This is a genomic window from Chondromyces crocatus (assembly GCF_001189295.1).
GTDB classification, from domain to species: domain Bacteria; phylum Myxococcota_A; class Polyangia; order Polyangiales; family Polyangiaceae; genus Chondromyces; species Chondromyces crocatus.
In genome coordinates this window covers 5537903-5560098 of sequence record NZ_CP012159.1, presented here as the reverse complement: position 1 = coordinate 5560098, position 22196 = coordinate 5537903, and the positions used below count along the sequence as shown (strand labels likewise).

Sequence of the window (22196 nt, the reverse complement as noted above, 5' to 3'; positions counted from 1 at the left end):
TCAGGGAGTGAGGTCGATGGTTCAGGTGGTCACGCCGCAGGCCGAAGGCTCGCGGGCGGTATGGAGGAGGGCGAGGATGCGCTCCGCGAGGATGCCCTCGTTGCGATAGAACTGCTCTCTGGTGCCCGGTTCGACGACCCAGCCGCCGCTGTGGTGAATGGCGACGAGGCGCCATTCTCTGTCGAATACGGGAGAGCCGGAGGAGCCCGGGAGGGTGTCGGTGAGGTATTGAAGGCGGCCCTCACCGGCATAGACGACGAGATTGTGAAAGAAGGAGAGCTGTTTCTGGTCGCCGCCGGGGTGCTGGATGATGTTGACGCGGTCGTCCCTGGTGATGGGCGCCGGCTGGAGGTCGATGGCGCCCCAGCGGGAGGAGGGGTTGCCCTGGACCTTGACGAGGGTGCAGTCGTCGGCCGCGGAGGTGGCGAAGAAGGCGTCGGGATCGAGGAGGAACTCCTCCATCTCGGCGTCGCGGCCCTCGATGGTCTTCTGGTAGTTGAACTGGACGCGGGCCGTGGTGGCCGCGGCGCGGGTCGAGAGGACGTGGTGGTTGGTGACGAGGAGGTCGTCCGTGGCGAGGAAGCCCGAGCCGAGGGAGCCGTCGGCGCAGCGGACGCGGACGACGGCATGGGCGCGGCGCATGCCGACTTCGAGGAAGCTGACGGGGACGAGGGTGCTGACTTTGCCCAGGATCTTCTCGAGGGTCTGGCCACCTCGGCCGCGCCAGCCGAGGGCGTTGGCGTCAGGGCCTTCGGCATAGCGAACCGGCTCGCCATCGCGGAGGCGGCGGAGGGCGTCGTCGTCAGGGAAGTCTTCGAGGGCGCGGTCGAGGACGGCGAGGACCCAGCGGGGGCCCTGGCGCTGGGCTTCTTCGAGGATGGCGAACCAGGTGAGGTCGGCGCGATTGCTGAATGCAATGCGTATCGGGGAGAGGCCGACGTGGTCGATGAAGACACGGGCTTCGTCGGTGGTGGGGTATTTGCGGGCGAGGGCGTTGCGCCAGGCGGCGCGGGATGCGCTGTCGCGCCATCGAGGTTCAGCGTTCATGGCTCAAAGCCTCCTGTATCGACCAGGTTGATATGAAACGAATGAGATCAGACGCGCCCGTGACTAAAGAACCGACGCTTGAAGTCGATGAGTGCCGGATTCTCGGGGTATTCTCCCAATACCCATTCCATGAGCAGAGCAACTCGGTCGGTCTTCACTGCCTCCCGAAGAATGGCGTGCCAGATGTCCTGAAGCGTTCCGATGAACAGGATGCGCCGCTCGTCGAGCCCGACATCCATGACGAGGCGCCGAGCGCTCACCTCGCTGTCGTAGATCTTCGCCAGCACATCACGCAGCCTCGCAAGCACCATCGCGCTGTCATTCCACGGGTCGGAAGAAGGCGGCTGCCTCGGAGGCTCTGGGGGAGGAACCATGATGCCGGTGGCCGTCGCCCCCGATTCGATCGGCTGATTCAGACGTTTCGGTGGATGAGGCATCTCCGGCCCGGGAGGATTCGGCTGCGCCGGAGGGATTGGCGGCTTGGGGGGAAGCAGGAATGACTCCTGTTTTTCGGAGGCAATCATCCAGAGGTCCCCCTCTTGGTCTCCAGCGCAGATCACCCCCTGACCCACCGCCACGCAGCGAAACCACGAGGTTCCCTGGACCATCCCCAAGCACTCGCCGCTCTCCAGGCTCCACACGCGCAGCGTCTCGTCCTCGGAGGCCGATATCACCCGTGTCTCATCCGGGGAGATCGCACACCCGAAAACCCGCGATGTGTGACCGCGAAGCTCGTGCAAAACCTGTCCCGAGACCAGATCACGCACCTCCACCACGCCGTCCTCACGCCCCAGGACGGTGCGATCGCCGTTGCGGCTGAGCGCACACGAAAGAAAGACCGCCGTGGCATCGCTCAGCACGAGCCTCGGGGCACGGGTCGAAAGGTCCCACAGCACCGGGGGCCCCTCCCGCGAGATCGTCAACGCATGCGCCCCGTCCGGGGTCATGGCACAGCCGACGACAGGGCCGAAATCACCACGGAAGGCCACGAGAGCCTCTGACGTCGCGGGCACGGCGATGCCGATTTCACCGTTCGCCGATGCCGTGACGATACGCCCATCGCCAAGGAGCGCAGCCCCGCTCACCAGCGCTTCGTGGCTCCTGATGGGCTCTGCGTCTTTGGCACCGAGACGCAACAGCCTCACGCTCCCGTCGCTGGCTCCGGAAAGCACGCGCTGACCGTCTGCTGAGATGGCGCACGCCGTTACCAGAGCCTCGTGCTTCGGAAGCGTCCCGCGGCAAGCGCCCGTCCTGACGTCCCAGATTTTCAGCGTCCGATCCTCGGAGGCCGAAACGGCCCACCTTCCGTCTGGCGTCACCGCACACGCGGCCACGGGCGCGGTGTGCCGCCCTCGCGCGGAGAGTCCTTCAGGGCCACCCAGATCCCAGAGTTTGAGGCCGCGGTCAGACGAGGCCGACACGAGACGACGCCCATCGCGCGTCGCCGAGAGAGCGGACACCGGGCCCCCATGGGCCGCGTCCATGCGACGCAGAAGGCGGCCCCCGCCGAGATCCCAGACGTGGATGCTCCCATCCGCCATCCCGCACACGAGGTGACGGCCGTCGTGGAGAAGCGCGCAAGCGTCCACGCGTCCCTGCCCCGCACCGAACCGCTGTGCGCAATGCCCCGTCCCGAGATCCCAGCGCATCACGAGGCCGTCGCCCGCCACCGACACCGCCTGCAATCCACCGTGGAGCAAGAGAAGCGCCGTCATCCACCCCGCCTCCTCGCGTTCGGCCGGAACCTTGCTGCCGACCACATCTTCACGTCGGAGGGTGTGCGTGCATGCGCCAGAAGCGATGTCCCAGACCCGCACCGTGCGATCCCGCGACGCGGAGACGACGCGCTTGCCGTCTGCTGTCACCTGGCAAGCGGTCACGTAGTCCGCGTGCCCTTGAAGCGATCCGACGAGCCTCCGTGAGGCCCGGTCCCACACTGTGATCCGGCCATTATCCAGGCCGCCGACCACCCGCTTCCCGTCTGGACTCACGGCGCAGGCGGTGACCCAGCGCCCCTCGTGCTCCAGCGAGACGAGGCAACGCTGCGCCGTGAGATCCCAGACCCGCAGGGTCGCGTCGACCGAGGAGGAAACGGCCATCTTCCCATCGGCAGTGATCGCGCAGGATGTCACCTCGTCCTCGTGCCCTCGAAGCACCGCGAGGGGCTCCCCCGAGCCGAGCGCCCACAGACGGAGCGTGCGATCTGCGGATGCCGAAAGCAGCAGCCCATCGTCCGGCGTCACCCCGCAAGCGCTGACCGGCCTTTCGTGGCCCACGAACGTGTGCAGCAGCGTCGGCCCCAAGCGCACACCGTGCCTCAGCCGAAGCGACGGGAGTCCTGCCGGAAAATGAAGCACTGTGCCAATGCGATCGGGCGACCATCCAGCGCAGCGCAGACGGTTGTAGAGCAGCGCGGGCAAGAGCGCCGGGCTGGCACGGAGCCGACTCGCTTCCGCGCCGAGGGCAGCGAGTACCGTGGCCAGATCCAGCGACCCTTCAGCCCCCGAGGCGCGAATCACGGCTTCCAGATCCCGTTCGACTGCAGCGACCCCGAGGCCACGGCACTTCTCCTCCATGTAGACGACGTTCGTGCAGAGCGTGCGCGCTTCCTCCAGCATCCCGCCTTCGATGCGATGGGTGACGGCGTGCCGGAGGGCATAACCCCGGTGAGACGAGGTCCCTGCAATCGAGGGCCACTGAGCAAGGGTGCTCGCGAGCAGCCGGTTCAGCTCCCGGATCCGCGGCTCGCCGAGCTGCCAGACGATGAATTCGCGAAAATACTCGTGGTACAGCCGGTATGCCGGGCAGTCCGGATGCCAGTGCGCGTTCTCCTGGCGAAGGAAGGGGCGCGTGACACGGAGGAAATCCTCTTCCTCGCTGCTCGACGACCACTCGAGCAGTTCGCGGAAAAGGTAGGCTGGAAGCGCCTCACGCGCTGCGCAGGCGACCCCGAGACCGGTCACGACCAGCGTGCTGCGTGCGTCGTCCAGCTTGAGCAGCTCGGACCAGATCTGGGACAGGAAACCCGAAAGCTGCTTCGGGATGTTCTTCACGATCCGCCGCTCGGGGGGCTGGTCCTCCAGCCAGTCTCGCAGCCGGATCGCGTGCAGCAAATTCCCACCGGCACGCCGCACTGCCTCGCGGACGAAGGTCGCATCGAGGGGCGGATCGAACGTGGCCGCGTAATGCTCCCAGAACGCACGGCATGCCGCCTCGTTGGAAGCGGTCCAGGCGCCGTCATCAAGATCGATCCTTTGCACCTTGTCGTGCTGGAGGAGCCCGTCCAGGTCGGGGTGGACCGGCCTCGATGCGCACAGCAGCACCACGCCGGGCGGCAGCACCCGGGGCAGGAAGCGCGGCAGGGGGTTCTTCCCGGCGGTGTCGCTCACCGCCTCGTCCAGGCCGTCGAGCACGAGGACCAGCCGCTGCTTGTAAGGATCCAGCATCTTTCTCGATACCCGCCGGAGCAAATCCCCGAGCCGCGCGTCCAGCGGCAGGGAGGTATCGACGGGCTCCGAGAAGAGCCGCTCGATCTGGGCGCAGAGGTTCTGCACCATCACCTCGGGCCGATCCCACCCCTCGTTCCCCCGTCGGATGAAGTGCCGGGGCGTCTGCTCAGGGAGCACCTTCAGGAGTTCTGCAAGGATGGCGCTCTTGCCGACCCCCGGGCCCCCGAGCAGGAACACCCACCCCCGGTAGAGAGCCCGCTCGCCAACCAGCCAGCCCTGAAGCCGATCGAGCACGTCCTGCCGAGCGAATAGCCGCTCGTGCCGGTATTGCTCTTCCTCGAAATTGATGATCTCGCCGTCCACGCGTCACCTCTCGTGTCGCTCGGTCGTGCCCCGCGGGCACCCCTGGATGTCCTCTCGTCGAGACCTTGCGCTCAACGGGCCTGGGCGCGCCTGCGCAGCGCCGCGAGCCGCAAGATCTCGTGCTCTGGCACCTGCTCGGTGCGAAGGAGCGCCTGGTGCGCCTTGAAGGGCGTCACGCGACCGTCCTGAAGCAGGTGAAACTCCCCAACCCCCTGCCCCGGGATCTTCCCCGCCACGTTGACCCGGGCCTCGGCGAAGAGCGGCTTCATCTTCTCCAGCGCCACGTTCTGGGCGACACGCCCGACGAACCAGCTCCGGATGTTGTCCCGGCACTTGTAGTCGAGGTCCCCAGGGCTCTGGGTGGCCAGGAAGATCCCCAGGCCGCCCGAGCGCGCGCGGCGCAGCAGGTTCTCCATGGGCCCCTTCGTGGCGGGCTGGGACTGCGCCGGCAGGTAGACGTCCGCCTCGTCGAACATCGCCACCGCCTGCAAGCGAGGCGAAGGCGCTCGGGTCACCCAGCGGGTCAGCGTCAGCAGAAGCTGCGACACCCAGAAGAGGACCCGAGCATTGTCGCCCAGGAACTTGGTGCTGATGATGCTGATTCGCGTCTTTCCGGGGCGGGCGTGGGGCCCCAGGCCGAGGAGCAGCTCCGCATCTAGGCGCTCTCCGTCCGAGGCCAATAGCTCCGATGAGCTGAGCAGAAGCACCTGGAGGTCCTGCACCAGATCCTTGAACAGCTTGGTGTCGAGGCGCCCGAGCGCTGCGACGAGCGCAGGATCTTCGTCGCCAATGAACGAGATCAGCGATTTGAGATTGAGCCGGTCTGCGTTGCCGTTCTCTGCGAAGAGCAGGAAGGCCTGCACCAAGACGGCCCGTAGCCCCCTGTCTTTGCGGGTCTGTCGATAGCCGAGCATGTCACCCAGCGCCTCGGCCGCGTACTTCGCCGCGGCGTCTCGCTCCAGGTCGGGCAGCGAGTCGAGACCACGCGGCACCAGGGAAAGTGCAAGCTGACGACCTTCCCTGTGGGCAGGCGTGAAGACCGCGACGTCGATGCGCTCGCGCAACGCCTGCCGTCTTGCTTCCAGCGCGGGCTCGGGATGCCGCTGGTTCCAGGGTGCCTCGCGAGCGTACGCACAGAGATCTCCCTTGCGGTCGACGAGGATCGCCGGAACGCCGCGAAGTACGAGCTGCTCGATGAGGTTGAGCGCCAGCGTCGTCTTGCCGCTCCCCGTGCTACCAAGGAACGCCGCGTGGGAGGTGAGCGCCGCCATGTCGATGACGACGGGCTGGGTGACGAGCTCCCCCGAGACGCCCAGCACGACGGGACCTTCCTCCACCACGACCGGACTGGGGGGCGGAGTAGGATCCACGCGCCGAGGAGGGGCAACGCTCTCCATCGTATCCGGCTCCGTGAAGTTCGAGGGGACCGGCTCGTCGGGCCTGGAAGGTCGGCACACGGGCGGAATTACTACGGTCGGCCGCTGGCTCACCGGGACGGCTGGCTCGAAGCGCTCCATCCGGTCGAGATCGAGCACGTCGATGAGCGGCATCAGCCGCGACAGGTGGTTTTCCTCCATGAGCCAGGCCATGAAGTGCTCCCGTCGCTCGGCCCTGTTCCGGAACCTCCGGAACGCTCCGATCTTGCGCCAGTCACTGTCCTCGACGACGGCCTTCCTGCCCCCCTTCTTCAGGATGGCAGCGAGCGCCTGCGCAACCTGTGTCTTCTGATTGCTTGGAAAGTCGCCGCAGCGGAGCATTGCCGCGACACGGTGGCCTGCCAGCTCGTGTGCCTTCTGGATCTGCGCCTTGAGTCCTCCCCCCTGCGGCGCCTTGTTGCACAGCGCCACGAGTATCTCCTCACCGATCCGGAACTTGTTGCCGAGCAGCGGCACCTGGACCCGGACATCGATCATCGACCCCTTGACCTGGACTTCGCAGCGGTGGCCGCTCTCCAGTTCCTCGGCGGCCGCCTGGATGGCCCAGCCGAAGAGTTCCGCGAGTTCCTCATCCTCTTCGGGTGGCTCCTCTTGCTGCTGGGCCAGGAAGTCATTCCACTCCTGCTCGAGCTTCTCCTTCGCTACCTTGATGAGCCGCTCGTCGGGCGCAGATTTTTGGTGGCGGCGCTGGGTGCCGCTGCTTGGTGGCGCAACGACCTCACGTGCCTCGATACAGGCATCCCGGTACATGCGACACTCGTCGAGCACCGAGCGCACGCGAAGCCCTTCGAGCTGTCTGACGAACGACAGTGGAAAGGGATAAATGGTGTCGAGCGCACCGTTCGGCGCCTTGAGGCCCGACGCCTCATAGAGGTGACCGAGGCGCTGCCGGATGATCATCTCGACCTCCTTCGCGCTCCGCTCGGTCAATAGCCGCACCGGAGCCGGATCATGCTCTATGCGATCGAGCGTGGAGCGGGTGAGCCGGGGCTTGAGCTTGGTGTAATAGTCTTCGAGGCACGCAAGCACGACGAGAGACGACGGCACCTGGTCGGCGAGAGCGCAGAGCGAGGTCATGGCACGCCGGAACAGCACCTCGGCCTCATCACTTTGGTACGCGTCTTCGAACTGATCGACACAGATGACGAGGGCGCGCGAATCAAAGGCCCACATCAGCCGGCCGATGTGCTCGACGAGCTTCTGTGCGTCCTCGTCTCCTTGCTTCGAGGTCATTCCTCCCAGGAATTTGCTATCCCGCTCGGAGAGTGTCTCGCAGCGTAGGTACTTCACGACCCGTTTCTTGAGACCCGGATCCTGCCGCTGGAGGTAGAGCAAGGCCCGGATCAGATCCAGATCGAGGTCAGCGTAACGTGGATTGGCTATCAGGCGGTCCGCTGCTTCTTCGACGAGCTCGACGACATCATCGCGGGAGAGATCGGGATTCTCGGCCAGCTCGCTGATGCTCTTCGGGTCCCCACACCTGGAAGCGACGGCTATTGAAAGCCGTGTCAGCCCGGAGGTCGTTCCCAGAGATTCATAGTAAGGCTGATCCAGCGAATCGATCAGGTTGCTCACCAGATAGCGCTGGTATGATACCGCCGTCGTCATCTGCATGTAGCCGACGAACCCCAGCCCATCGCGGTGAACGTAGTTGCGAAATGATCGGACAAGGTGTGTCTTGCCGCTCCCCGACTCGCCGAGGAGCAGCAAGATGCGACCCGAGTCCAGCCCAGGCGGCGTCGTGATCTGCGCGAGCTGCCGCTGAAACTCCGAACGCGCTCGCTCGTGGACGCATTCGACGTCGAATGGGTTCTCCCGCCAGATCTGGTGCCGGTGCTCCACCGAATGGAACACTTCCTTCTTCGTGTTCGACAGGAACACGTCCAGCAGGGCGTCATGCTCCGCCATGGGCCTACCCATCCCTTCCTTCTTTCGCGACGCGCTACCCACTCGATGAAACCGGAGGGGCTCTCTGCGTCGCCGTCCCGAACCTAGATACGAACGAAATGGAACGTGGAACTCATGTAGTGCGTCTCCGAAGCATCGACATCCTCCGGCGCCACCGCCTCGACGAGATCAGCACGGCCGAGCGAGAGGAGTTGCTTTCGGTGCGCCGATACGAGTCTTGCTTTGAAAGCGTCGACATCATCGATCGCAGCGCCCTCTTCCTCCAGACGGCGGCGCACGTGCGAGATGAGCACCTTGTCCTCCCCGACCCGCCCTGATTTCGTCGCCTTTGCCGCCTCCTTGACACGTGCAGCGAAGGCAGCTTCATCGACCGGCAGCGCGACCAGATTCCTGATGACGGGCTTGGTGTCGGGCTTGACGGTGGTGTCCTGCGTCTGGCTGAGACCATTCGTCGTCGAGTCCTCCTCGTGCTGCGGTCCCGCACCTCCCTCACCTGCAGAATCCCGCAGCCATTGCCGGGTGAATGCTGCGTACAGCTCACCAGCGTCGGCCTTCCGAGCGCCCACCGCATTCGCGGCAAGGATGTTGAGCACCGTCTTCCAGTCCAACCGTTTGCCTTTCTCATTCGTCAGCACCAGACGCTCACCCTTTTCCCGCGCCAGCAAACGATTCAACAGCACCTCCCGCACCTCTGTGATCCCGAAGGGTTCCGTCGTGATCTCCTCGATTTGCCGCCATGTGAGTGCATCGCGAACCTGGGCGAGCGTGGGCGAAGGCCCGAGGTCGAGCTGGTATCTCCTCGCAAGAATCGCTGCCCGGATCTCGTCCGCTTTCCCAGGCAGCGCATCGTTCCCCTTGGCGCTCGACGCCTTACCCTCACCCTTCGTGACGGGCGCCTGGGCGCTGCTCGTCGTCTCAGCTACCTTCGCATCGCTCGACTTACCACCATCCGTCAGGTCCACATGGGGCGCGCTCAAGATGCGCTTCTTGAGCTCCCGCCAGCTCAGGCCTGCGGGGGACAACTTGATCCCCAACCGCTCTACCTCGGCTCGCGCGGCCTCCTGCCCAGTTCTCGTCAGCCTCAGCGCGACCCTTCGCGCATTATCGACGACCTTCGTCGATGTCAGCCGCTCCAGGACCTCATCAATCGCTCTTTTCGCCTCCCCCAGACTCAGCTCGCCCTTGAGCACCACCTCCAGCGCATCACCGAGTTCCTTCCGTGTCCCCGTGTGGTCCCGCCGCGTCAGCAACCACAGCAGGCTCAACTTCCCGAGTCGCGCCACCGCCGTCTTCCCCGAAGCACTCATCGTCCATCCTCCGTCACGGCCTTCAGGCCCTGCGTTTCCCCCGCCCCAACATCCACGCCCCCCTCCACCACCCCCGCCCGCAGCCCCGCGTATTCCCCCGTCGCCCGCAGGTGGTCCGCCAGGCACCGATCCGTGTCCTGCCCGTAGAGCAGCGCGGCCCAGCGCACTTGCGCCTCTTCCTTCAGGAACTGATCCACCTCCTCCACCTCCTGCGCGGCGAGCCATCCCCTCAGCTCGCTCAAGCTGCGCAGACCGTGCTCCCGGCACAGCGACTCCACCGCCACCGTGAGCACTGCTCCCTCGGACGCCACGTTCTGCCGCCGCGCGGCCTCGAGCGACAACGCTCGCCCCAGTGCCCCCCGACGCGCTGCCGCATAGCGCTTCCCCCCTTGCCGCATCAGCGCCTCCACCGCCGGATCCACCGCGCAGACACCGGCCTCGAACACCCGGTGCGTCGCGCTCTCCCGGATCAGCTCCCACGCATCGGTGGGCTCGAAGTGGTACCGAACGCGCTTCGGTGCCACCTTCTCGGTGAACCGCTCCCGCATCACCCGCAGCAGCGCCAGTGCGTCCAGCCGCTTCTGGTCCACCCGCCCCTCCACCAGAAAGGTGCGCAGTGCCGCGAGCGCATCAGGGTCAGCCCCCTCCTGGGCGGCCTGCTCGAACAGCAGCGGATAGCAGCGGTCCGCGTAGAACGCCCGCGCCGCGATCCCTTCGAGCTGCACGCGCAATTCCTCCACGATCACCCCCGCGCGCACGGCGGCCCGCAGGGTCGCGCGCACGTTCACCAGGGCCTCGCTCAGGGGCCGGTAGTCGTCTTCCACGGCGGCGTGGGCCACGGCCACCTCGTCGTCGGCCTCGAGCTCCCCGCGGAGATACCCCTCGAAGATGGCGCCCACGCCCTCCATCCCGAACAGCGACAGCTCGGCTGCGCGCAGCGCCCCCATGCTCGCGGCGCCGAACACGTGCACCCCTTGCGCCATCGCCCAGAGGATCTCCTTGTGGGCGACCGACGGGATGCGCTCGAAGTAGCCGTCGATCAGTCCGATCGCGGCCGGCTTCTCCAGCGCGGCGCGGTACAGATCGCCTTGGGCGGCGGGGGGCAGGAACACCGCGGACAGGTGCGCCTCCCCTTCGGCGGCCGAGATCGTCGGCCCTGCGAAGACGAACACGGTCACGACGCATGCTCCTCGGCGCACCACCGCGCCCGCGCCCGCGCACCGGGCACGAAGCCGGGCACGTCGTAGAGGGGCTCGAGCCCTGGGATCACCACCCGCACCACCGGCACGCCCAGCTCGGGGCGGGAGAGATCGACGGTGACCACCTGGTCGAGGCCCACGGCGCGCAGGCGCTCCAGCTCCCAGGCCACGTCCTCGTCGAGCGTCTCGCTCGGGTTGTCGGGCGCCTCGTCGAACCGGCGAGGCGTCTCCTGCCTGGCATGGAGTGAAAGGAAATGCCGCGCGGCGCGCAGATCTTCTTCGGGGCCGTTCCCTTGCGCCCGGATGTCGTCACGCGCGCCGGTGATCACCGTCAATCGGCTCTGCGCGGCCTCCGTCAGGGCCCGCAGCAGGGCCACCCCGCGCGAGGGGTGACAGCCGTAACCGCGCATCGGCGCCACGGTGCGGTAGGGGTTGGGCTCCGCGTCCACGATCGTGCAGGAGAAGGCCGGCACGCCCACGTCGGAGGTGATTTCCCAGACGAAGACCGCCACCCCGGCCCGCGTCACCCGGTCGAGGATGTCACGGCAGGCCAGGTCGTCCACCGTGCCCAGGTCGACGCGGGTGGCGCACTTGTGCGCCTCGCTCGACAGGTGCCACAAGGTGGCCGCGTCACGCTCGATCAGCTCGCAGATCCCGTGGCTGACCGCCTCGTGCGGGTGGTTGCCCGAGGCCAGGCCGCTCGTGTTCATCACGAAGCAGCCCGTGCCAGCAAGGAGCGGCAACGAGTAGTCGGCGTGCACGATCTCGAAGGGCACCCACGTCGGCGCGCCCACCGCGAGGTCCATCCCCGCCACCCAGAACAGGCGCAGGTTGTCGTGGAATGCCCCGATGGCGAGGCGCGGTAGGCGGCCGACGTCGATCAGCCGGTGCCGGTAGCGGAGCTCGTTGACGGTCCCCAGCTTGAGGGGGAGCTGCACGTGCTCCGCGTGCCAGTGTTCGACCGACTCCATCAACCCCGAGGCGCGGGCCGCGTCGAGCGTCAGCCCCTTGCCCTGCGAGACCGAGATCGAGCGGGCACCTGGCCGCGTCACCATGACCACGGGCACGCCGAGCGTGTCGAGGCCGGTGACGTCGGCGATGCGGGTGATTCCCATCACCGGCATCAACCTCCGGACGTGCGCCACCGTCTCTTCAGGAGCGACGATCCGGTGGGTGCCGGCGAGGAACTGCTTTGCGGCCGGCGGCGTGGGGCTCAGGGGGGCTGCGGGCCCCGCCGATCCCGCGGCGGTGGGGGGGGCCGCGGGGTCCGGAGAGGTTGCGTTCGGGGTGGGATTCATGGTGCCTCTTCAATCGTCGGAGAGCTGCAATCGGTGGGTTCAGCGCTTGAAGCGCGCCAGGTTGAGGACGTAGCAATTGCAGGCGACGATTGCGTCGGTCGGCCCATCGACGTTCGGAGGGAGGCCCTCCTCCGGCTTGTCGGGCGTCATCGACAGGAAGTTCGTCCCGTGAAGTCGCTCGAGCAGGAGCAGGATCTCCTTGGTCGTCACGACGTCCTGGGGCCGCATGCTCTGATGGAGCACGTAGCGGCCCCAGTTCTCGTAGCGAATGACGTAATATTCACCGATCTCGGTCGAGAGCGTCTCGCCATTGCTGGGAACTGGACCGGCCTTCGCGTGGACGACGATGTCGTAATGAGAAAGGGAGCGGCCGCTGCTCGCATTGAGGCTCCCTGCGATGAGCACATCCTCGTCGGCCACCTCGGGGACCATTTTGATGTTCTGTTCACAGATGACGTAGACGCCATCTTGGTCATCCTCGAACCGCACGAAGGCGCCGGGCTTCCCGTTCGATTCCAGCTCGGCGACCTTGGTGCGGATCTCGGCCGGGATCTCCGACGCCGCCCAGCGGTATTCCGGGCGTGCCCACTGCCTCGACTCGACCTGATACAGAGGCTCCGGAGAGCCATCGATGGTGAAGATGAAACTGCGCGGATCGTCGACGTTCAGACTCTCGATGGACATGACACTGCTCCTCCCGTCCGCACGGACGGGTCCATGACGCGGCGAACCAGCGAGGCCGCATGCCTCGCCTGCCGCGAAATCAATGCCCGGCAACGCCGGGACGAACTCGAAAGGCGCGAATCAGCTCAAGCGAATCCCTGCTCCGCAGCGGCCTCGATCGCCCGCGCGAGCGCGGTGCGGGCCTGTTCGTTCGACCCGCGGTGTCCAGCTTCCTCTGCCTGGCTCAGCGCGTCTGCGATCGCATCCGGCAAGCGCTGCTGCCGGGTGTCGAGAATGGCCTTCAGGTGAACCAAAATGTCTTCGTCTCCGGCCTCCACGCGGAGGAGATGCGCGAGGAGGGGCAGGCGCGCGACCCACTCGAACGGGTAGACGTGCGACGAGGGAGCCCAGTGCGCGAGGGCTTCCTGGGCGCGCATCGCCGCCTCGTCGTGGTGACCGCGGCGAAGCGCGACCCAGGCCAGCGTCCCCAGGGCGGCGCCAGCGTACTCGTTCATTCCCGCGGCCCGGGCGGTGGCCAGGCTCCGCTCGGCCAGGGTCTCGGCGAGCAGCAGCCGACCCAATCGCCGCTGGACGATCGCCAGGTAAGACAGGCAGCGCGTCTGCATCTCGATGTCCCCGGTGCGCTCGGCGATGTGCAGCACGGCGCTGAACTGCTCCTCGGCCTCCAGGTGGGCGTCATTCATCATGAGGTTGAACCCCAAGCTGAAGCGCGCCCTCAACGAGAGGAGTCCCTCCGGGGTGCCCTCGGCTTGCTCGAAGGCGGCGAAGCAGGCACGCGAGAGCTGCACGGTCTCGGCAGAGGTCGCGTAGCGCTCTCGCTGGAGGTTCATCTTCACCAGCACGCTCAAGAAGTGTGCGCGCTGCATGGCCGTCGCGTTCTCTTCGACCACAGGGCGAATCGTCTCGACCAGCGCGCGCACGCGCTCGACGTCCGCACGCCAGTAATGAATGGCGATGCAGTTCATCTGCACGAGCAGCCACTCGTCCCACCAGGCCGCGGCACGACCGGCTGGCCTCTCGCCCAGCGCAGCCTCGGCCTCCGCGTACCGCGAGAGGGCTGCGTCATGATCGTGGTGCAGCTCCAGACTTTCTCCGAGCTTACGCAACAGCCGCGCCGGATGGAGATGCGGAGGCTCGGGCCCCACGGCGAGCGCGGCCTCGTACGCGCCGCGCGCGTCGCCCTGGCGCCCTACCAGCCCGAGCACGTCGCCGAGCCGCTCGTGCAGGGCAGCGAGATCCGGCATCTCCCCTTCGCCGAACTCGCCACCACGGGCCGCCTCTTCTCGGACCGCCTCGATGCCCGCCTGGTAGAACCGGATGGCCTCGCCGTTCGCGTAGACCTCCCGTGCTCGCTCCGCGGCACGCGCGAAGTACCGCCCAGCCTTGCCGTGCACACGACCGCGCAGGAAATGGTGCGCCAGGGTCGACGCCATGTCGCGCGCCTCGCCGTGGCGCGCCTCCAGCAGCGCCCCTGCCTTGCGGTGCAGCTCCAGGCGCGCGGCTTCGCCAAGGCGCTCGTAGGCGATCTCGCGGATCTTGTCGTGCACGAACCGCAGCCTTCCACCCGGTCCAGCTTCCAGCACTTGCCGGACCCGCAGCGCCTCGATGGCTTCCTCGGCCTCTGCCTCGCTCGAGGCGCCGGCGAGGAGCAGCTCCGTCTCCAGCTCTTGACCCAGCACTGCGGCCCAGGCCAGCAGCGCACGGCCGCCGTCTTCCAGCCGCCGCAGCCGCCGCTCCACCAGCGCGGCGAGCGTGTCGGGCAGCGGGAGCGACGACAGGGCGGATCCCGGGCTCCCGGCCTCGAACTGCCACCGCCCGGCTGCGTCGCGCCGCAGCATCCCCTCACCGATCGCCGCCCGCAGGTACTCCGCCACGAAGAACGGGTTGCCGCTCGAGTGCCCGACCAGCGCCTCCAGCACCCCGCGCGGCGGTGTCCGCAGGGCGAGCATGTCGGAGACCATCGCCTTGACGCTCGGCGCGTCCAGGCGGCTCAGCGCGATCGACCTCACCCCGGGGAGCGCGGACAGCGCCTCCAGTTCGGGCCGCGTCTCCTCCGCCCTGTAGGTCGCGACGACCAGCACGCCGCGGCGCGCCTCGCTCTCGCGCGAGAGCGCCTCCACGAGGCTCAACGACAGCTCGTCGCTCCACTGCAGATCGTCGAGCACCAGGAGCAGCGGGGACGACGCCGACAGGGCCGTGATCGTCTCCTCCAGCGACGCGATCACGCGGGCCCGCGCGGCCTCCGGGGGTAGCGCCGCTGGTGTGGGCTGCTCCTGCTGACCTGGCAGACCCAGGAGTGCGGGCTCGTAGACCGACAGGATCTTGCCGCGCGGCCCGAGCAAATGCTCGGACACCTCGTGGCCGCCGGCGCGCGCGCGGTCCGCCACCTCCATGAGCACCGAGCGGAAGGCGTGCAGGGGGCCGCTGCTCCCCTCGCCGCGCACGCTCCCCTCACTGGTCCCGAGCGCGGCGCAGCGCCCCGCGAGCACGGTGATTTCCTGGTGGGAGCCGCTCCGCTGGACGGCGATCCGCGTCATCTCCCGCAAGAGGCGCGTCTTGCCCACGCCGCTCTCGCCCCGAACCAGCACCATGCCCCCGCGCTCTCGGCGGGCCATCGCGCCGATCGCCTCCTCCAGAGTGGTCATCGCCTCGGCGCGACCCAGGAGTCCCGGCCGGTACAGGTATGCCCGCGGCGTCGGCCCCGCGTCGGGGCGCCCTGCTTCCGGGCCTGCGTCGGCACCGAGCGCCGAGAGCGCCGCCGCGACATCCATCGCGTAGCCCGGCCGATCCTCCGGCCGCTTCTCCAGGAGCTGGAGCACGAGCTGATCGAGCGCGACGGGCAGCCCTGGAACACGCAGCGAGGGCGGCAGGGGCCGCTCGTGCAGGTGCTGGTGGCGCACCGAGGCGAAGCTCTCCCCCGTGAACGGCGGCTGTCCCGTCGCGCACTCGTACAGGATGCAACCGAGCGCGTAGAGATCGGCCCGTGCGTCGACCAGCTCGCCACGGAGCTGCTCTGGCGCCATGTACTGAGGCGTCCCCTGGAGGAGTGCCACCTCGAGCACCTCACGCCCTCCGGCGTCGCCCACGTGCGCGGCGATCCCCAGATCGACCAGCACGGGCCTCCCGTCTTCCTGGAGGAATACGTTCTCGGGCTTGAGATCCCGGTGCACCAACCCCTCGCCGTGCAGGAACGCGAGGGGCTCGCACAGGCGTCGCAGCAGCGACAGCATCCCCGCGAGCACCGCGCCACGCGCTACAGGACGGGTCCCTGCCGCCTCTCTCGAGGCATCCGGCATCCCTGGCGTGACGGCGCCGGGCGCGGAGTCCTCCGCATGGTCCGACGCGCGACCAGCCGCATCACCGAGCAACGCCGTCGCGAGCGCCGCCGTCCCCGCGCTGTCTGCGGCGATCCCGCGCGCCCCGCGCGCCCCGCGCGCCTCGCCCGACGGCTCGACCCACAGCGAGGCGAGGTGCTGCCGCAGCGTGCGACCTTGCAGGAGCGGCATGGCCACCCAGGGCAGCCCCTCCGACACGCCGTCGTCGAGGATGCGCACGATGCCCGGGTGCCGCACCCGCCGCAGCGCCTGGATCTCGCGCCGGATGCTGGCGAGCTGATCGCCCACGACAGAGCGCACCGTCTTCAAGGCCACGGCCTCGCCAGAGCGCTCGTGCTCCCCGCGGTACACGAGGCCCATGCCCCCGCGCGCCAGCACACCCACGACACGATAGGAACCCAACATCATCGACGCATCCGCCCGGAGGAGGTCTGCTGGCTGCGTAACGCTCATCACCGGGCGCGATGCTACCCCACCCGGACGCACCCCTTCGCCCAGAGGTTCACGCCGGCAAGGCGAGGGCGCTCCCGGCTGCAGCGAGAAGGTGCCCCGCTGCGGAGTAAGCGCTTCCCACGGTGCCCCCGCGCTCGCTCCCGGTGCGGCCGGCACGCCGTTCGACGCCACCGTGCTCGCCCCCGATGAGGATGGCGCTCCGTGCGGTGGCGGTGCGCGATGCAGCCGGTCTGGCGGCGTGGCGCGGAGCATCGTTGTGGCGCAGGTCCGTGTGTTCACGTCGATGATCCGCTGGAGCAGGCTTCGTGCCATCGCCAGAAATCCCTGGATGGCCGTGCGCTGCCATCGATGGCCAGATCACGACGATGCTGGCTGGCCAAGCCTGGCCAGGCTGCTGGCCAGAGACTGGCCATCCGTGGCCAGCAGGGAGGTCCTGCCGGGGGGCCTTCAGTGAGGTCGGATTCGGAGGAGGTTGACGCCGGACCTGGCATGTTGTGGGTGTGGCCACCATGAATGGCCAACGACGAACCAGCAGGTGGGCCGGTGCCCTCCTCGGGACCCTCGCCCTCTCTTGCGCGAGCGGCTGCGAGCTGATTGCGACCGCGGATCGGAGCCTGATCACGGACACGAGCGGCTCCGCCGGCGGAACGGGTGACGGCGGCTCCGGTGGAACGCCCTCGAACACGGGCGGAGGAGGCGGCGCAGGTGGACAGGGTGCCGCAGGCGGCGCTGGCGGTCAGGGCGGCTCCGGCGGACAGGGCGGACAGGGCGGCACAGGCGGCCAAGGTGGCATGGGCGGCTCCGGCGGGCAGGGCGGTACCGGCGGCCAAGGCGGCATGGGCGGCTCCGGCGGACAGGGCGCCGGTGGAGAGGGCGGCTCCGGCGGACAGGGCGGCGGAGCCGGCGTCGGTGGCTCGGGTGGCTCGGGAGGAAGCCAGGGTGTTGGCGGCTCGGGCGGCTCCGGTGGTCAAGGAGGCGCGGGCGGAAGCAGCGGCGTCGGCGGCGCGGGCGGAAGCAGCGGCGTCGGCGGCGCGGGCGGAAGCAGCGGCGTCGGCGGCGCGGGCGGCGGCAACTGACGCTGCGCTGGGGTCCCCGCCGCCGTGCCGCTGGCTCGATCACGCTGCGCTGGGGTCCCCGCCGCCGTGCCGCTGGCTCGATCAGGTTGCGCTGAGGTCCCCGCCGCCGTGCAGCTGGCTCGATCAGGTTGCGCTGAGGTCCCCGCCGCCGTGCAGCTGGCTCGATCACGTCGCGCCGAGGTCCAGAACGCGCGACCGGGGGGATGATCCCGCGGGATCTGTCGGGGTTTCGGCGTCCGGCTCCCTCGCGGACGCTGAAGCACGAAAGCTCGTGGCCCGTGGGCGCGCTACACGAGACCGTACTTCTTCACTTTGCGGGACAGGGTGCGGAGCGGCATCCCGAGCTTCTCGGCGGCCTTGGCGCGGCTGCCTCCCACCTCGGCCAGGGTCTCTCGCAGCTTCTTCGCTTCGAACTCGGAGACCTGCGCCTTGATCTTGGCTGAAGGGACGGAAGGTTGCCGCAGCACCACGGCGGAACTGGGCGCCGCCTTCTCGGGCAACGATGCGCTGTCCTGGGCTGGCGTCTCCAGCGCGGGGTCGGGCTGGAGGGAGGGGGCTGGGTTCGCCTCGCGCAAGCGGGAGGGGAGATCCTCGGGCTGGATGAGCTCCCCGCGGGCCAGGACCACGGCCCGGTCCACGACGTTGCGCAGCTCGCGCACGTTCCCTGGCCAGGTGTAGGCGCGCAGCAGCGCGGCGGCGTCCCGAGAAATGCCCTTCACGTGGCGCTTGTTGATCTTGTTCGCCCTCAGCCGGAAGCGGTCGACGAACTTGTCGATCTCGTCGACCCGCTCTCGCAAGGGGGGGAGCTGGAGGACCATGGTGTTCAGCCGGAAATAGAGGTCCTGACGGAACGTCTTCTCCGCGACCATCTCCTCCAGGTCGCAGTGCGTGGCCGCGATGACGCGGACGTCGACGTCCTTCTCCTTCGTCGAGCCGACGCGGGTCAGCTTGCCGCTCTCGAGGACGCGCAGGAGGGCAGCCTGTGCGGCGAGGGACAGCTCGCCGATCTCGTCGAGGAAGAGGGTGCCGCCGTGAGCCGCTTCGAACATGCCGGTCTGCGGCTGGTTCGCGCCGGTGAACGCGCCCTTCTCGTAGCCGAACAGGGTGCTCTCCAGCAGCGTGGCCGGAACGGCACCGCAGTTGACGCAGACCATCGGCTTGCTCCGCCGTGCGCTGCGCTCGTGGATGAAATGGGCGAGCACCTCCTTGCCCGTCCCGGTCTCGCCGTGAAGGATCACGCTCAGCTCCGAAGCGGCGATGCGCTCGGCGGTGTCGTGCAGCTCCCGAAGTGCCTTGCCCACGATCATGTCGTCGCCCGGATCGGAGGCCGGGCCCTCGGTCCAGGCGGCCGTGGAGGCGGACGCCACAGGATTCTGAGGGGTCGCACGCGCCGCAGCGTCCCGCGCCAGCTCGATCAAGGCGTCCACCGTCGTCGCCGCCTCGGGGTAAACGGCGACGCCCACGTGGAAGGGCGCGTGGCCCTCGGCGCGGAGGGTCGCGAGTCCTCTGGCCGCGGTTAAGGCAGCCTCGCGCTCCATCTCGGGGAGCAAGACCAGGGCGGTGTCCGGGGTGTACAGGCTCAGCTTGTCGACGAGGCGCAGCTTCGTCGTCAGGCCGTGTGTCCAGCCGCCGACGGTGGTGCGCTCGGTGCCGCCGCCCGGGATCCGCACTGCCAGGACGGCGAAGGGGCGGCGGAAGAGGTGCGCGCGCGCGGCCTCGTCTTCGAGCCTTCGCCGGAACTGCCCTTCGGCCTCCACCGAGACATCCTTGATGGTGCCGAAGGCGCTGACACGCACGGTGACCATGCCCAGCATGATCTCGCCGCCGATCTCGATCTCGGCCCGCTCGATCCGCTTGCCAGCGACGAAGCTGCCGTTCGTCGATCGGAGGTCTTCGACGACGATCCGGCCCTCCGACAGGGTGAACCGCGCGTGCGTGCGCGAAAGGGTTCGGTCCGGGATGCGCAGGTCCGACGGGTCGGTACGGCCCACGACCAGCGGCTGCCCCGCCACGAGCCGCGCCGGCTCCACACCGTCGCTGTAATGCACCATCAGCCAGAGAACCATCTCCGGCGGGCTCGGCAGTTCGGGCTCCCCAGGTAGCCTCTCGGTGCAGGTCTCCACCCCCCTGCCCTTCCCACTCTCCATGGACATGAACCCCCATCCTACTTCGCATGACCCAGGTTCGTGCATCCGAGAGCGCATCCCGCTACCTGGTAGTCCTTCCCACGGCTTCATGGAGGGACGTCCTTGCAAGGTGAGTGCCCCCACGCAGCACGAATCGGAGTAGCCTGGCTTGATGGGAATCGTGTTGCGGGGCCTCACCCTGGCGGCGGTGGCTCTGCCGGTCCTGGGCATTGCGGGGTCGGCGTGGGCCCAGTCGATCACAGCCGTCGGCAACGTCCAGGCCCTGACGCACGTCAGCCAGATGATCGATGTCATCGGACGCGGTGACTTCGACGAGGGACCCACGTCGGGCCAGGTGCCCAACGACATCTACGCCGCGCAAGGACTGCTGTGGCGGAGCGGAGAACTCTCCGTGATCCTGCCCGGCTGCACCACCCCGGGGACCGGCAACTTCCCGTCCTACAGCCCCAGCGCCGGCAATTTCCCCTCGCCCCTGGGGGGCGGCTCCCACGTGGGCCAGTACGCCTACTACACCATGACCGCGACCTTCCTTCAGAATGTGACGCAGGTCGGCCTGACCGCGAGCGTGAATGGAAGGCAGTACCTCACCGCCTGGGGGACCAACGGGACGATGCTCGGCCAGGTGACCTGGACGCCGGCGGGAAACGCGTCGTTCATCGGCATCGATACCCTGGGGGAGCCGATCGGGATGGTCACGTTCGGCAACGACGACCTGTGGGCGGGGGCGGTCTACGAATACGGCGGAAGCGCCACGTACAGCGACACGTGGCTCTGGGCGACGGGCAGGTGCACGACCGGCGCGCAGTGCGACGACGGCAACCCCTGCACCACCGACTCGTGCGTCAACAACACCTGCGTCCGGAGCAACAACAACCTGGCGTGCAACGACGGCAACGCCTGCACCGAGAACGACACCTGCGTGAACGGCGCCTGCACGCCCGGCGCCCCCAAGGCCTGCCCTGCCATCGACGCCTGTCACGACGCCGGGACCTGCAACCCCGCGAACGGGATGTGCTCCACGCCGAGTCGACCGAACGGGACGGCGTGCAACGACGGCAATGCCTGTACGCAATCCGACACGTGCCAGAGCGGAGTCTGCACCGGGACGAATCCCGTGGTCTGCCCGGCTCCGCCAGTTTGCCACCTCCAGGGCACATGCAACCCCGCCACGGGCACCTGCGTCTCACCGCCCGCGCCCGATGGTAGTGCCTGCACCGACGACAATCTCTGCACCGAGACCGACACCTGCCAGGCCGGGACCTGCTCGGGCAACAGCCCGCAGATGTGCGCGCCCATCAACGATTGCCACGAGCAGGGGGTGTGCAATCTCGCCACCGGTGACTGCTCGCCGGTCCCGAAACCCGATGGCGCGTCCTGCAACGACGGCAATGCCTGCACCCAGACCGACAGATGCAATGCCGGCACCTGCGTCCCGGGGACTCCTGTGCAATGCCCGCCGCCCGACGATTGCCACGAGCAGGGCGCGTGCAATCCCACCACCGGCGCATGCAACCACCCCGTGCGGCCCAATGGATCGCCCTGCGGCAATGGCGGCGTTTGCCAGAATGGCTCTTGCGCGATCGCCGATCGCGACCGCGACGGCATCGCCGACGCCGTCGACAACTGCCCCGACGTCTACAACCCGAGCCAGGCCGATCTCGATGGCGACGGCATCGGTGACGCCTGCGACGACGACATCGACGGCGATGGGGTGCCCAATGCCAGCGACAACTGTCCGCGCACGCCCAATCCTTCGCAGGAGGACATCAATGGCGATGGCGTCGGCGACGCCTGCTCTTGCAACGATCCGCCGCGCCCCGATGGCTCGTCTTGCGACGATGGGCAAGCCTGCACCGCCGTCGACATCTGTCAGAGCGGCGTCTGTATCGGCACCCAGCCCGTCGTCTGTGCACCGTCCCAGAACGTCTGCCAGGTGATGGCCTGCTACCCCACCACCGGCGAGTGCGCCCCCTACTCCAACGAGGGCGCCCCTTGTCCTGGCGGCGTCTGCATCGCCGGTGGCTGTCTCGTCGAGAGCAGCAGCTCGGGCGAAGGAGGCGGCAGCACCACGGGCGTCGGCGGCAGCGGCAACGGGGGCGGCGCGCCTTCGGGTGGCTCCGGGGCGGGCAATGGCGCTGGCGCGGGCACTCCAGGCAGCGGCCAGGGGGGCAATGGCGCAACGCCCACCGAGCCCAGCCTCCACGGCGGCGGCTTCTCCTGCGCCTTCCCACGTACCGACAGCGCCCGTGCCACCAGCGCGCTCTGGCTCCTCGCCGGTCTGCCGCTCTTGCTCGCCTTCCGCAGGCGCCGCAGGGGGTGATCCGATCCTGCGGCGTGCTGGCTCACGCCTCCTTCCCTGGCGCACGCCTCCTTCCCCGCTTCATGCCTCCTTCCCGGGCTCACGCCTTCTTCTCCGCTTCCTCCGGTTCACGCCTCCTTCCCGAGTTCGTTCCTCCAAGGCTCTCCTGACGTGACCCGAGACGCAGTACGCTGG

Annotated in this window: 11 protein-coding genes; 2 read left to right on the top strand and 9 right to left on the bottom strand. The window is 68.3% G+C overall.

What is annotated here, in order from left to right; genetic code table 11:
* Window positions 1-21: 21 nt before the first annotated feature.
* The 8 genes from CMC5_RS20435 to CMC5_RS20400 all read right to left on the bottom strand — a co-directional run bounded on the left by CMC5_RS20435 (window position 22) and on the right by CMC5_RS20400 (window position 16434).
* Window positions 22-1047, bottom strand: a complete 1026-nt coding sequence (locus CMC5_RS20435) for a trypsin-like peptidase domain-containing protein (protein ID WP_050431991.1) — start codon at window positions 1045-1047, stop codon at window positions 22-24.
* A gap of 47 nt (window positions 1048-1094) precedes the next feature.
* Entirely contained in the window at window positions 1095-4859 is a 3765-nt protein-coding gene (locus CMC5_RS20430) for an effector-associated domain EAD1-containing protein (RefSeq protein ID WP_050431990.1), read from the bottom strand.
* A 71-nt stretch (window positions 4860-4930) separates the two neighbouring features.
* Window positions 4931-8203 carry a helicase HerA domain-containing protein gene (locus tag CMC5_RS20425; protein WP_050431989.1) on the bottom strand — a complete coding sequence of 1091 codons (3273 nt, stop codon included), beginning with the start codon at window positions 8201-8203 and terminating at the stop codon, window positions 4931-4933.
* 83 nt (window positions 8204-8286) lie between these two features.
* Entirely contained in the window at window positions 8287-9468 is a 1182-nt protein-coding gene (locus CMC5_RS20420; protein ID WP_156338743.1) for a hypothetical protein, read from the bottom strand.
* Window positions 9469-9506: 38 nt separating this feature from the next.
* Window positions 9507-10688, bottom strand: coding sequence for a TfuA-like protein (locus CMC5_RS41680; protein WP_063796318.1), 1182 nt, complete (start codon window positions 10686-10688; stop codon window positions 9507-9509).
* Window positions 10685-12007, bottom strand: coding sequence for a YcaO-like family protein (locus tag CMC5_RS20410; protein WP_082362647.1), 1323 nt, complete (start codon window positions 12005-12007; stop codon window positions 10685-10687). The genes CMC5_RS41680 and CMC5_RS20410 overlap by 4 nt, the downstream gene beginning before the upstream one ends.
* A gap of 39 nt (window positions 12008-12046) precedes the next feature.
* Window positions 12047-12691: a hypothetical protein gene (locus tag CMC5_RS20405; protein WP_050431987.1), complete on the bottom strand. Its 645-nt coding sequence runs from the start codon at window positions 12689-12691 to the stop codon at window positions 12047-12049.
* Between the two features lie 125 nt (window positions 12692-12816).
* Window positions 12817-16434: a serine/threonine-protein kinase gene (locus tag CMC5_RS20400; protein WP_169796601.1), complete on the bottom strand. Its 3618-nt coding sequence runs from the start codon at window positions 16432-16434 to the stop codon at window positions 12817-12819.
* A 554-nt stretch (window positions 16435-16988) separates the two neighbouring features.
* Between CMC5_RS20400 and CMC5_RS44745 the strand changes: the two genes are divergently transcribed.
* Window positions 16989-17555 (top strand): hypothetical protein, encoded by a 567-nt coding sequence (locus tag CMC5_RS44745; protein ID WP_179955529.1) that lies wholly within the window; start codon window positions 16989-16991, stop codon window positions 17553-17555.
* A 287-nt stretch (window positions 17556-17842) separates the two neighbouring features.
* On the opposite strand, the gene CMC5_RS20385 is transcribed toward CMC5_RS44745, so the two are convergent.
* Window positions 17843-19708, bottom strand: coding sequence for a sigma 54-interacting transcriptional regulator (locus tag CMC5_RS20385; protein ID WP_050431983.1), 1866 nt, complete (start codon window positions 19706-19708; stop codon window positions 17843-17845).
* 145 nt (window positions 19709-19853) lie between these two features.
* Between CMC5_RS20385 and CMC5_RS47715 the strand changes: the two genes are divergently transcribed.
* Window positions 19854-22022, top strand: a complete 2169-nt coding sequence (locus CMC5_RS47715; protein WP_050431982.1) for a thrombospondin type 3 repeat-containing protein — start codon at window positions 19854-19856, stop codon at window positions 22020-22022.
* Window positions 22023-22196 lie beyond the last annotated feature (174 nt).

Bases quoted from the DNA above. Each gene is read 5' to 3' on its own strand.
- CMC5_RS20400 (WP_169796601.1), bottom strand. From the start codon at position 16,434: ATGATGTTGGGTTCCTATCGTGTCGTGGGTGTGCTGGCGCGCGGGGGC.
- CMC5_RS20385 (WP_050431983.1), bottom strand. From the start codon at position 19,708: ATGTCCATGGAGAGTGGGAAGGGCAGGGGGGTGGAGACCTGCACCGAG.
- CMC5_RS47715 (WP_050431982.1), top strand. From the start codon at position 19,854: ATGGGAATCGTGTTGCGGGGCCTCACCCTGGCGGCGGTGGCTCTGCCG.
- CMC5_RS20405 (WP_050431987.1), bottom strand. From the start codon at position 12,691: ATGTCCATCGAGAGTCTGAACGTCGACGATCCGCGCAGTTTCATCTTC.
- CMC5_RS20425 (WP_050431989.1), bottom strand. From the start codon at position 8,203: ATGGCGGAGCATGACGCCCTGCTGGACGTGTTCCTGTCGAACACGAAG.
- CMC5_RS20435 (WP_050431991.1), bottom strand. From the start codon at position 1,047: ATGAACGCTGAACCTCGATGGCGCGACAGCGCATCCCGCGCCGCCTGG.
- CMC5_RS44745 (WP_179955529.1), top strand. From the start codon at position 16,989: ATGAATGGCCAACGACGAACCAGCAGGTGGGCCGGTGCCCTCCTCGGG.
- CMC5_RS20410 (WP_082362647.1), bottom strand. From the start codon at position 12,007: ATGAATCCCACCCCGAACGCAACCTCTCCGGACCCCGCGGCCCCCCCC.